The organism is Methanovulcanius yangii (genome assembly GCF_018687785.1).
Classification (GTDB): Archaea; Halobacteriota; Methanomicrobia; order Methanomicrobiales; family Methanomicrobiaceae; genus Methanovulcanius; species Methanovulcanius yangii.
Genome location: NZ_LTBL01000001.1, coordinates 790257 through 804620, shown reverse-complemented (window position 1 = coordinate 804620; position 14364 = coordinate 790257). Strand labels below are relative to the sequence as shown.

Sequence of the window (14364 nt, the reverse complement as noted above, 5' to 3'; positions counted from 1 at the left end):
GCGGGAATACAGCCTATTCATATATATGTCTATGGGGGTGAAGAGGGGGATCGCTTTCCCGGAACAAAATGGAATTGGAAAAATGGGTGGGTTATTTTGTATGGATCACAATCGATCCGCCGCCGATGGCGGTAGTCGGATCGGCATCCTCCTCTGCGCCAAGTTGGTTATCATAGATGATGGCGTCGCCATCGTCCTTGTCCCAGATCTTGATCCTGAAGAGGTCGACATCCTTACTGGGCGTCAGTGCCTCATCAATGGCCGAGATCATGAAGCCGTAATTCCCTTCGCCGTTGATGGTCCCGGTTCCCTTGCACATCGCCTTCTTTCCGGCGATGACGAGGAAGTCATAGCTGTCAGAGTGGAAGTTGAGATCGCCCGCCTTGAACTGGAACTGGGTCTGCCCTTCGGGGACGGTTGCCCCCTTCTTGTACTTGGAGACGAAGCCGAAGGTGGCTTTGCCGGTCAGGGCGGGATCGGGGTAATAGGCACCTTCGGGCGAGTCGATCCAGCCGCCGCCGGTGACGAAGCCGCCGTCGGGGTCGTAGATGACGATGTACTGGTATTCTTCTGTATCAGTTGCTCCCATTGAGTCTTCAACGGTGCATCTGATAGTATAAATTCCCGGTGATGTGAAGACATGGGTCCCGACAGCGGTACCGGAGTCAACGGTTTTTACTATAGCGCAAGTGCTGCTCGAATTATCTCCCCATTCTATGCTTACGGTATGACTATCCTCTAGATCAGTGAAGTTTATTGAAACCGATAATTCGGTATTCACTGGAATGGGATCAATCGGACCTTCAATCGTACGTATGATGGGCAAGTAATTGCTAACATCGTCCTGCTTGATGAGGATGGAATCCGGTTCTATCAAGTCGTCATTTGATCCGTCGCCATCTACGTCTACTATAAGGATGTTGCCGTTATCTTGCGGGCTAATTTTCACTGATGCGCTTGATTCCGGATTAATTGTGATCTCCTCGTATGAGATCTGTGTAACTTCTCTGAAAGTTGAGGCTGTGAGGACTAGATCGAAGGTACCTTCGCCATACGAATCGACTACACTCTCAAACGTATCTACGTCATATAGGGTGATTTCCTCCGGGATTCCAGCGCTTGTATTGCCAGTGAATACAGCGTTGGGAATCATCAATTCGATTTCGCCGGTTTCCGGATTGAATCCTATATGGTTTCCGGATGCATCATATACGTGAAGATGGGCAGGACATGCCAGTTTGATTTTCTCTCTCTTTTTCGCAACATTAATTTTTGTACTGTCCTCATCACTTAATTCCTCAGGATTCACTATCTTGATTGAGTATTTTCCTTTTGGTGTCGTTTCGTTGGTTGTGAATACCACAGATGCACTACCGTCAGCGCTTGTTGTCACAATCGCTGCCACAGTACCCAGGGATTGTATAACCGAAGATGGTGCCATATCAGGGCACGCAGCGTTAATGATTTCTATGGCCTCTGGGGTTATGTTAACGCCGGGCTGCCCCTCAATAATGCTCGGATATGTGTCCCCTTCTGACAACAATGCATCAACGAGATAGAGATAATATGTCGTATTCGAGTGTCCCGAGATTTCTGTTACAAAGGACTCACCCGATAGAACCGTTTCGGGGAATGCAGCGATTGAGACCGGGTGGAAGATATCAATCGAAACGTACGCGATACTGGAATTTGCCAACCCGTCAAATGCCGTGTATGTGAAGCTGTCATCCCCCTTCCAGCTCTCGTCAGGGGTATAGGTATAGTAACCGTCTTTATCTATTGCCAGTAAACCATTCGGCGGATTGGAAGCGATTACTGCTTCAAGTGGATCTTCGTCGACATCGACATCGTTTGCAAGTAAGTCAAGGGTTACTGCCGCATCTTCATCGGTACAAAAGGTGTCATTGTACGCCTCTGGTGCATCGTTTATTGGATTGACTGTTATCGAAACCACAGTGACATTGGATTCTAAATTCCCATCGTCTACCAGATAAGTGAATGTGTCATACCCGTTCCAGTTCTCCTCAGGCGTATAGGTGAAATTGCCATCAACGCCTTTGAACAGCAAGCCGTTCAATGGATACGTAACAACAACTGGTTCAAGTGAATCACCATCAATATCGCCGTCGTTAAAGCGCACGTCAAAGATCACAGAAGTATCTTCATCAGTAGCAACGCTGTCATTGTATGCCATTGGCACATCGTTAATGGGATCAACCGTGATCAGAACGGTTGCGGCATCAGAGTATCCCAATCCATCACTGATATTGTAGGTGAATTCATCACAACCATTCCAGTTTTCTTCAGGAATATAGGTGAAATTGCCGTCGGCACCTTTCGTCAGCAAACCGTTCGAGGGATTGGTGACAATAAATGCTTCAAGCGGATCTCCTTCAATATCGACATCATTTACGAGCACGTCAAATGTCACAGGAGTATCTTCATTTGTATGAATTGTGTCATCGTATGCCAGGGGGACATCGTTGATGGGATAGACCGTGATCAAGACGGTTGCGATATTGGAGTCTGCGACACCATCACTGACCGCATAGGTGAAAAGGTCATTGCCATTCCAGTTGTCAGTTGGTGTATAGAGGAAAGAATCGTTAACTGTCTGTGACAGTACACCATTCGATGGACTCTCAATCACAAATGGTGAGAGCGAATCATTGTCGATATCCTGATCGTTCACGAGAACATCGATAATCAAAGGAGTATCTTCAGTTGTATTGACACTATCATTGTATGCCACTGGTACATCGTTTAGCGAATTGATCGTGAGGAGAACCATTGCGACATTGGAGTCTTCTGATCCGTCATTCACCTGGTATTTGAAACTGTCATTTCCGTTCCAGTTTTCCAGCGGCGTATAGGTGAAGGATCCGTTAACCGTCTGGCTGATATTTCCATACTCCGGACTCTCAATCACGAAAGGCGTCAATGAATCCTCGTCGACATCCAGATCGTTTGCGAGCACATCGAATGTTATTGGAGTATCTTCATCAGTACTCAATGTATCATCGACTGCAACCGGCGCATCGTTTACTGGATTGACAGTTACCATAACATGAGCGACATTTGAATCTGCCGACCCGTCGTTTACGAGGTACGTGAAACCGTCATTTCCGTTCCAGTCCCCTTCCGGTGAATAAGTGAAGGTGCCATTGACGTTCAGCGTCACGTTTCCATGTGATGGAGATTCAATCACGAAAGGTGTCAGTACATCGTTATCAGGGTCTGTGTCGTTGACGAGCTCGTCCACAATTATCGGCGTATCTTCATCGGTTATTGCCGTATCATTGTATGCCGTTGGTGCGGTGTTCTCCGGGGTGGGTGTCTCTGAGACTTCGAGAATCCCAATATACATGTTATTGGATTTGTCTAATTCAGGAATGATGAAACTGCTGTCGACGATCATCGTTACATTATAAATCCCTGCTGTTGCGGTCCATGGAAGGGAAACATTATTCGCTATCGATGTACCGGGAGGGAGCGGATCTTCCCATAGAACTTCGTTGAATGCATTATCAACGAAAAGTGTGCATTCGAAGGGTGTTGCATTTTCACTGCCGATGTTTGCAATCACGTACGAGAAGACGACCTGATCACCTTCCTGCGGATTCACGGGTTCCCATGTGAGTTCGGAGATCACCAAATCAGGAAGATCCTGAGGCAGAACATTCTCTTCAATTGCAAGGGAATAGGTGGGAGATATCGTTGCCCTCGTTATTCCATAGTTGGTGTCCATATTGTTGACGTCGCAAAGTGCAGAGAACATATAAACACCGGATGAATATTGATTTGTGTCCCAAACCGGATTGGAGACGCTTCCAAGGCGATACGTTACATCTGAATCAATCTTGAAATCCTGTATCGAAGTAAGTTGACTGCTGGCATTGAAGAGAGCTGAATACTTTATTCCCTGCTCATCCGTCAGGCGAATTGTGATGGCATCATCGCTGGGCTGGTACACTCGTTCGGTAAATATCTTCCAAAGGTTTGAGTAGATACGGAACGTCAGCTGTTCCCCTTTCGTTACAGTTCCATCAGTGACATCAGTTCCGGTCTCTGTGGTGTAGACTTTCACGTCGATTGCAGGTCGGTCAACCCAGAAGGCAATCTTAAAAGGATCGCCGATTTGTGGATTATCAGGATGTTCCTGTGAAACATACCAGGGACCAAAGCAACTTTCGAATATTTCTGGATCAATGTAGTTAGGGGATTCCTTATGGATGGCATACGAGTTAATCCATGTATCAAATGAGGGGTCATTTTCACCGAAATATACGACCTGCATGGAGGTTGCCCCCGGGAAATTATTGGTTAGGACTGGATCAAAATTCAGTCCTTCTTCGCCGATGAATACGGTTTGCCCGAGATTTTCAATAGTACCTGGGCCTGATATTGGGGTGGCGTCTTTTATGAATTTGACTAGAATCTGTTCTTCTTCAATTGGTCCACCAACAATTATATCAGAGTAAGGCAATTGCACCGACCATGAATCATCAGGGGCGGACGCACTTATGTGATACTCACCAGGGATAAGAGAGTCAAAGAACAGACTTCCGCCGGTGAAATTCACGGTCTCGCAGTGACCGGCTGGATAGGATGGCCCTGTGATACAGATGTCAAAGAATGTATCAGAATCTATAGGATATCCGTTCCAGTCGACGATATTTATGATTTCAAGGGGCCACGTCCCAATTGGTAATACGCCCCATTCCTCAAAGTCCCCATTGTGGGGGTACATCGCACCGCTCTGAGTAACGAAATACACATACTTTTCTTCGTTAGCTCCAAACAATTCAATCGGGAGAAGTAGAGTTATATCATTATTGTCCGCTGCTTCGAGCATGTAATTGAGTTTGACCCATGAATCTTGATCTCCGTCGAGGTCCCAGACAAGGTCGGCTGGCCCGCCGCCGGATGCATCAAAATTATTTATAGCGGTATTATAATCATGCAGATCCCCCCGATTTGAAAGGAATATCCTTAGCTCATCAATCGAGAGGAGGGCTCGGTCTCCAATGGCCACTTGATTGATATTACCCATGAATTGGTAGTAATAATGCCCGCTGCCCTCGGGGTATTCTTCTACCGGAACATCCTTGAGTTGGAGGCTGTGCGTGTACCAAACATTACTGACGGTATCAAACTCCTCCTGAATCGGAAGGTATTCGGTGTTATAACTCATCTGAACTGGATTGTTACTATACGTCCTTACGAATGGAGCACAGGGGATTATTCCCTCCATTGATGGAAATTCGCCTTGGATTAATATCGCTCCGTTATGCGAAACAGTTGCGCCAGTGGTTGTTAGGTCAATTATTTTCGATGTTGGTGCCAAAGTTGCAGAGACCTGTTCAGTCTGTCCGCCAACCACATTCACCGTTTCTTGATAGTCCTCATAGCCCGATTTGGTAAGTTTGACCGTGTAGATACCTGGAGGAATGTCGGGGATTTCCAGAGGAGTAGATCCTTTCAATGTTCCATCCAGATATACTTCTGCACTTTCTGGTGTGGAGGTAATGATGATTGAACCATTGTCCTGTGGAATTTTAACGATATGAATGCTTCCATTAGCCACTTCCGCGAAATCCTTTGTTGTGAAAGTGGTGTCAATATAATTAGCTCCCTCAAATACAAGCACGCTCAGGCCCTCCGGTCCCAGTGAAGTAATTGTAAGATCAATTACAGACGTCCAGGAAGTGAGGCTTACTCCAGGATATTCATTGAATATCGCAGCTATTTTCATTGAATCAGGGTTGAATACCAGCATCACCGGGGCTGGAAAACTTTCATTACCCACCGCCGAGATTAACACAAGAGATGCGTCATAATCTAGGTCCAATTCCAATCCCGAGATGTCTACACCATTGATATCTATGGTTTTTGTTATTGTTTCTCCCGGTTGCAACACTATATCAGGCGCACGGATTTGGGACTTGAATGTAGGGACTAAAGTTGCAGAGACCTGTTCAGTCTGTCCGGCAATAACATCCACCGTTTCTAGATAATCCTCATATCCCGATTTGGTAAGTTTGACCGTGTAGATGCCTGGAGATATGTCGGAGATTTCTAGCGGAGTTGATCCTTTAACTATGTCGTCTACGTATACGGTTGCACCTTCTGGTATGGAAATTATGCTTATGGTTCCGGTGTCCTGAAGATAATTCCCAAAATTGTTAGTTGATTCAAAAGGTGTCGATAAATAATCGACTTCCCATCCCCACCCATAGTTAGAATTAATAAATATTGCACTATCAGGTCCGGGATAAGTCTGAACGCACTGGCTCCCCATGAAAAAGAGATTTTCCACAAGAAGATGTTTTGTTCCTGGGACGATTGGTAATGCAAACTCGTAATAGCCATCCATGTCGGTGCTGACCCGATAAACACAAGTTACAAGGTTCCAGTTGTCATCAGCAGTCCACAATTCTATTGGGACTCCTTCTATTCCCGGTTCTCCTGAATCCCAATCCCCGTTGGCATTGAGGTCATTCCAGACATACCCCTTTGTCCATGTCAAGGTCGGTGTAGGGGAGGGTGGAACATCATTTTTTGTCGTGAATTGATTTATTCCGCCATGGTCAGAACCTGTGGGATTTGTCGCAATCGCCTTGAATTCATAGTTGGTTCCAGGAATTAAGCCATAAATCGTCTTTGAGAATGCCCCTGTTGTTATCAACCCTAAATTGAAAGAAGATATTTGCCAAACCTGATCGCTGGATGGTTTATACATGAAGTAGACATCGCAACTTTCGTATCCTCCCAGAGAATCAAGATAACCATTCAGGGTAACGGAGGTTGAGCCGAGCAAACTTACCGAACCTGTGGTCACAGCAGGTGATGTAAGAATGCCTATGGGTCCGAAGATATCATTAACAATCACGTCCTCTCCAGCCACGGTCACTTCCAACGGCCCTTCTGGAATCAAACCGATAGGGACGTTTTCTGCAGTATAGACGGTTTGATCATCAGCCACCATTTTAAAAGTGAATGTGTCGCTGGGATTTGCATCTGCTTCGGGGATGATGGTGACTTGGTAGGTACCATCTTTTTTATTGGGGATTATGATGCGATCATCCGGATCACCATCACCGTTGAGGTCCGTTTCGATGTAGAGGGCTCCTGGGATCTCATTGATTTGTTTACTTATCGTCCAGCCGTCTGGATCAATGATTTGTAAATCAACCGGGCATTTTGTTGTGATAACTAGAGTACTGACCCCTTGCGAGTGAGGCAAGTATGCATAGTTACAAGCAATTACCCAATCACCAGCTCTATGATAAATTATCGCTGGACAATCCATAGGATCCATTGCAAGGGAAGGCCCGTATTTCTGGCATGAATCCACGGCTATGGTATTCCATCCGGAGGTAGTTCTATACGCATACTTTAAGATCAAATCCGGATTGACAAAAGCAATATTTGGAGTGCCTGAAGTGCTCAACCCGAGAGAGACAGTATATGGGAAAGAATCAGCAATTGTTTCAACATGCCATCCCAAAGCATCTTTCCAAGCGTACATTGCTTTCCACGAATCCTCTGCATCATACCCTTCAATATCATTATACACGATGCGGGGATATCCAGTGGTGGGATCGAGGGCGAGTGATGTGTATCTTGAACTGGCACCGGTATTATTTACCAATTCAACATGCCAGCCAGTTACGTCTTTCCAAGCATACCTTATCTCATCCCCCGTGACCCAGCTGACATGGGGATTGCCGTCAGAATCAAGCTTCAAAGAAGGATCACCCGAACCACCAGATGAAATGGATTCTGTATCCCAAGCAACCCCATTCCAGAACGAATGAAACACTCCACCAGAGGATATATAGGTAATGTGCGGGACATCATTATCATCAAAGGCACAGGATATACAAACGGCTGATACACCGGGTACTGGACTTATTTCCCACCCCGCCTCTGCTTTGGAAGCATGGTACAATTCGAATCCCGGATATGCCGAAAAAAAGATATGGGGGTTACCTGAAGAGTCCAATGCAATATCATGATGTGGTGGTATTTCTACATCTGCCTCATGGACCGGTTCATAATGCCATCCCGAGTCGTCCTTCCATCCATACATGATGTGGGACACATCAACATGATTTGCAACATCATTACCATCTGCATAGTATACGGCATGTGGCAACCCCGAAGGGTCAAAAACAAAGGTTGGGTACCCTCCTACCCCTCCTGCTGATACCCCTAAGCGACAATCAACCGGCTCTACGATAAATGGTTGATCCGGATTCGTTGAAACAGCAGGTGGTGTAAACGAACTGTCAGAGCTGAATGTTGTCCCTGCGCTGTTGCTTGCAACGGCACGATAGTGATACGTTACACCGGGTGAGAGACTACCAATAGGCTGACTGAAGGAACCGGACGAGGTCATCGTCTGTGGGCTCGTCGTGTACCCGTACGAAGCATCAGTACCGTACTGGAAATATACGGTGCATAAAGACGATTCTCCGGTTGAATCCAAGTTACCGTTGAGAACCGCACAGGCTTGGTCGAGGTGATCTGCAACGGTCGTGCTGACAGAGGGGGGTACCTCCGTCGGTTTCGGTGTTGTAAATGTCATCCCAGATCCATACACTGTTCCGGCACTGTTGCTCGCCACCGCACGGTAGTGGTACGTTACACCGGGTGAAAGGCTATTGATAGGCTGACTGAAGGAACCGGGCGATGTCATCGTCTGTGACACTGTTGTATGACCATATGAGAAGCTGATGCCATACTCAAAGTATACCGTGCAAGGGGATGTTTCTCCAGTTGAGAGGAGTTTGCCATTCAGAATCGCCGAATTTAGATCATCTGAGGATGTATAGGTGGTTTCCACAGTCGGGGTCCCGTCGATTATGGGCGTGACAACCACGTTTGGAATCCACCAATATTGGTCAGTAATTAGATTATCGAATATATCTCCCTGATATAAATCATATGAAAAATAATATGTACCTTCACCAGGCGGATTGAAATTGAAGGTGAAGGTTGATGATGTGTCGCCGGGAATAGTTACTCGGATGGATGGTTGATATACAAATGTATCAGTTCTATCGCGGTCAAATAACATCTTGAAGACTATTTGCTGAGGATTGGAGTCATCATTTTTAATAGTAACATCTATAGGGACGCTGCTTCCTTCTCCGACAGAAATTTGATTTGAGAATGCGTCTTGTCCGTCTATTGTTACGTCAGTTACATATTGTGTGTGGCGATAGAACGAAAACGATGTCATTCCATTTACATATACCGAACTCCTTCCCCAATACTCCGGCATCAGCCCACCAAGAAAAGGCTCACAATGAACATCGAGATAATAAATTCCATTGTTAAGCTTTGTGAATGTAACAGATTTTGAAAATTCCTCCCCAGAATATGGAATGCCATATATGCTATCAACCAGATTCATGTTGCTATCATATAGATCAACCCTTAGTGCTCCATCATGGTAAGGAACACCATATGTGGGAAGAGCTCTTCCATCAAAATTGTAGATTGTCACCTCAAGGGACGAAGGGAGGGATGGTGGGGGTTGTGTTGATGATAGTGTTGTAAAGGTCATATCTGGTCCAAATACAGTTCCAGCGCTGTTGGTTGCCACTGCTCTGTAATGGTATTCTGTATCGGGTGACAGACCACTAATCGATCCAGTGAAAGAACCTGATGACGTCATCGTCTGTTCGCTGGTCGTATGGCTGTACGAGGTGTCTAAATCGTACTGGAAATATACCGTGCAGGAAGACGCCCCTCCTGTCGAATCAAGGTGACCTTGCAGGATTGCATTGTTAGGGTCAGGTGGATCGATAGGAATTGTATTCACAGAGGGAACAAAGGTAATTCCTTGGTTGAACACTTGAATTCGTTGATTCGCCCAATCAGCAACATAGACATATCCGGCACTGTCGACTGCGAGATCTTTGGGATAATCAAATTGACCGCCTTCACTCCCCTGCGTTCCCCACGTTGTAACAAGCTTGCCATTTGGGGTGAATTTTTTGACACAATGTGCATCCGTGACATAGACATATCCGGCACTGTCGACTGCGACGCCATGACACCCTGTTGTCCAGTATGTTTGGAGTGAGCCTGTACTGGAAAACTTTTGAATGCGGTTATTCATAGTATCTGCGACATAGATGAATCCATCCTTGTCCACGGCAATACCAACGGGTAGATTGAAATAATATGGAAGATCTCCCCATTTCCCCCATTTTTTCACAAATGTTCCGCTCGATGTAAATTTCTGAATGCGATTATTACTCGTATCAGATACGTAGACGTATCCTTCGCTGTCGATAGCAATACCTGCGGGTGAATGAAATTGGCCGTCTCCACTGCCATAAGTGCCCCATTCGGTGATGAATGTCCCATCTGGTGCAAACTTTTGAATGCGGTTATTTTTTGTATCCGCCACGTACACATTTCCATTGTTGTCAACCGCAATGCCCTGTGGTCTGTTAAATTGCCCAATCCCGCTCCCACCAGAGCCCCATGTTGATATATAAGTACCACTCGAGGTGTATTTTTGAACACGATGAATACTTGTACTACTTGCAAAGAGATTTGTCTCAGTGAAGTAGACATTACCAGCAAGGTCTACTGCGATTCCAACAGGCCCGTAGAATTCATCATCCCCGTCAGACCTCCAAGCTCTCACGAATTCAAGAACCGTCACCGAGGAGGTACCCTGAATCGAACCTAATGTTGCTTTCACTGTAGTAGAACCAGTAGAAAGTGCTGTGAATAGACCACTGTTGGCACCAACAGTTCCTATTGTGGGGTCATCGACTGACCAGCTTGGACTTATGGTTATGGGGCTGTCAGACGAGTCGTGACCTATTGCAAGGAACTGCTGATGATCTCCGACCAAAATTCCGGGAGAAGGTGGTGAGATCTCAATAGAAACTAACTCATTTGAATCTACGACGGCAACGGAAACCGTTCCCTGGATCGAACCAGATATTGCTCTTACAGTGGTTGAACCGGGTAAAAGCGCAGTGAAAATGCCGTTAGAAGCATCGATGGTACCTACTGTGGTGTCATCGACTGACCAACTTGGAACAATGTTCATTTTGTTGCCATTTGTATCATAACCAATGGCGGTGAACTGTTCCTGAGATCCAGCGAGAACTCTTGTTGTTTGCGGTGTGACGGTAATGGAAACCAAAGCCGGTTTTGTTTTAAATGTCTTATCAGAACCGAAGAATGTCCCTGCATCATTAATTGCAACTGCACGGTAATGGTATAATGTTCCTGGCAAGAGGTCGCTTATCGGCTCTTCAAAAAAGTTTGATGAGCTAGTTACTTGTGTACCTGTTTCATATTCATACGAGGTACTTTTTCCGTACTGGAAGTATACCCTGCATGATGACGTGGCTCCGGCTGATTCGAGGTAACCCTTAAGCTTTGCAGAGGTGGTTCCAATATCAATTGCATCATGTGTTTGAACTGTGGCGGTATTTGATATAGTTGAAAAACTCCAAAGTCCTCCTGTTACCGGATTATGTCCATCTGTAGCTGTTATTTTCCAGTAATAGGTCGTTTGGTATTCTAAGATAGGATTATAGTAGCTCACTGTGGTCCCGGAACTAACAAGATTAAGAGAAGTCGGACTAGTGCCCAGATATACATCATACCTTAATTCGTCAAAATCGGGATCAGAACAGGACCAGGAGAGCGAAGGGTTTATTGAGACATCAATTTCGCCGTTTAGTGGATAATTCGGGGTTGGAATGGATGGTGGATTATTAATTGGTGGTTCTGAATCTTCCGCCTTCGTGGTGAAACTCCATGGCCCTCCTGTGACCGGACTAGTACCATCTGTTGCAATAATTTTCCAGTAGTAAGTCGTATCATAATCCAGTATTGGATCAAATTGGTTGACTGTAGTCCCGGAACTAACAAGATTGAGAGAAGTCGGACTTGTGCCCAGATAGACATCATACCTTAAATCGTCAAAGTCGGGATCAGAACATGACCAGGATAGCGAAGGGTTTATTGAAACATCAATTTCGCCGTTTAGTGGATAATTCGGGGTTGGAATGGATGGTGGATTATTTATTGGTGGTTCTGAATCTTCCGCTTTCGTTGTAAAACTCCAAGGACCGCCTGGTACGGCATAATCATCATCTTTTGCAATAATTTTCCAGTAATAGGTAGTGCCATAGTTGAGATCAGGATCATATTGATTATTGGTATTTCTCGATTTTACGAGAGGAATATTGGAAAGACTTGTGCCAAGATAAACATCGTACGTTAACGTATCCCCATCAGGATCAGAACATTCCCATAATAACCACCTAATTGTTGAAACGTCTGTTTCACCGTTTGTAGGTGATGACGGAGTTGGGACGGAAGGAGGATTATTTCCTGGAGGGGATGTACCAACATCGACGTTGATTAAATACGTATACCACCCTTGCTGATCCAATTCTCCTGACGCGGGGTTTCGAATATAGTCAAAATTATCAAGTTGTGGTTTAAACGCGAGGCGATATTTAATCCATTGTTCGCCATTATCTATCCCTTTTATTTTAACGCGTATTGTCTGTTCCTCACCCGCTCCTAACCAAGGCCTGTACCAATCGAGGAGGGTATAACTCGCTGGAATCTGGTACCCATCTTTGGTCCAAATTAAGTCTCCTTCATAAGAGGTGCTGAAAATGCCATTTGATTTATCTGATGAAGTATCGGTGATGCTTAATCCATCGGAAATACTTAAAGAGAAATACGAGTCACTTGCTGTTCCCCCATCATTACGAATCTTGAAAATTAGTTCAGATTCACCTCCATTTTCCAAATATTGGGAACTAGACGGCACAGAAATAATTGTAGGTTTTGGTGATTCAATTGATGATTCTATATATTCGTCAATTAACCTATTATCTGAGGCAATGGAATTGCCTACTGTTCCATATAAAAGACGAATAAAGGCCCTTGTTTCATCAGAAAGATCCTGATAATTATCTATACCCGATGAAACACTTTGAAAATTCGATTCGTATGAACTGAATTCCTTCTCTTCATTCAATACATTTTTGAGACCAACGAAATCGTTTCTGTTCCAGCAATCGATTTCTTGATCAATCAATGAAATATAATCGGTAAGTGCATCATCTGGCCCCCCTCCAAATAAACCAGAAATTCGTATATCCAATTGTATTCCATCTACCATTAATGAGGTTTGATATAATTTCGAATTAATGAAATCAAACACCTGATATCCTTCATATCCCTCAACTCCCTCGTATGTATCAAAACAGAGGTCAATATATTCATAATTCTCCGTTCCGATAAAGGGGCTCACATAGGCCCCAATACCCGCACTGATAATTTCTTGTTTAGTCATTTCATAACATACAGAAGTAAGCTGTAAGAGGGCTGCTTGCATTGCCTGATCGTTCTCCTCCATGACCTGGCTGGGCGAACCAAGAACTGTGTCATCAATTTGGTACAAATATTGTTGGAATAATGTCTTTCGCTGTTCTGCAAGAGCTTTAAAATATTCCACGCTATTTTGGTTTTTTTCTATGATAGGAATGGCCCACGCGCCAGAGGCTGTAACGATATTTGCATAATCGTCTAGATCATGGGCTCTTGCAATGCAATTTAATTCAACATTCCCGGACAAACCGGTTTTAATAACCACAACAATATTTCGAATTTCATTTTCTTGAATTTCTCCATCCAAATAAAAATAGTAATCTCGGGGAGAAGTGGTGGCGGAGAAACTGTCGCTCATGTAACCAAGAATTTCTGCATTATTCACACTCAAATCAATATCGGGGCTAATTGCAGGGTTGTCCCAGTCAGGATCGTTGACAATGTATTGTATTCCGATATAATATGTCGAATCGGGCATGAATTCATCCGGGGCAAGGATATTCACTCCAATATCTGGTTCTCCAAACGCAGATGCCGTCCCTACAGCACAAATTCCAACTATTAGTAAAATAATTGCTGAATATTTGCAAATGGAATTATTTCTCATATATGCTCCCTCCAGAAATGTTCGCCATTTTCAAAAAAGTACAAATTTTATGCGTTGTCTGACATCCTCTAGGATACTCCCAATTTCTCATAATTCTCCCCTCCTTCGCATCATTGACCATTCCCAACCTTCGGTTACCTCTTGGTATGCCTCTGCCCGAAAAACGACGAGATAATTGTAGGGCAAGCCCCCCCCGGAACCCTGCGCTTCGAAAAGCTCTCGTATTTGTGTGGATACTGTCGTTTGGTGGATTTTATCCGACTTTCTGTTGAACACCAATTGGAATGAACACAATCAATGCAATACAATTGATCCTGCAAACAATCATATTTATTTCATTCGCATTTTAATCCGATTCT

The 14364-nt window shown here is 44.7% G+C and carries 1 protein-coding gene; it reads right to left on the bottom strand.

Annotated features, from left to right (window positions below):
• Positions 1-91 precede the first annotated feature (91 nt).
• The gene (locus AZH53_RS04040) at positions 92-14005 is read right to left on the bottom strand and encodes a tandem-95 repeat protein (protein ID WP_319642253.1); all 13914 of its coding nucleotides are present in this window, start codon (positions 14003-14005) and stop codon (positions 92-94) included.
• Positions 14006-14364: the final 359 nt, after the last annotated feature.

Coding starts and splice junctions, on each gene's coding strand:
- AZH53_RS04040 (WP_319642253.1), bottom strand. CDS start 14,005: ATGAGAAATAATTCCATTTGCAAATATTCAGCAATTATTTTACTAATA.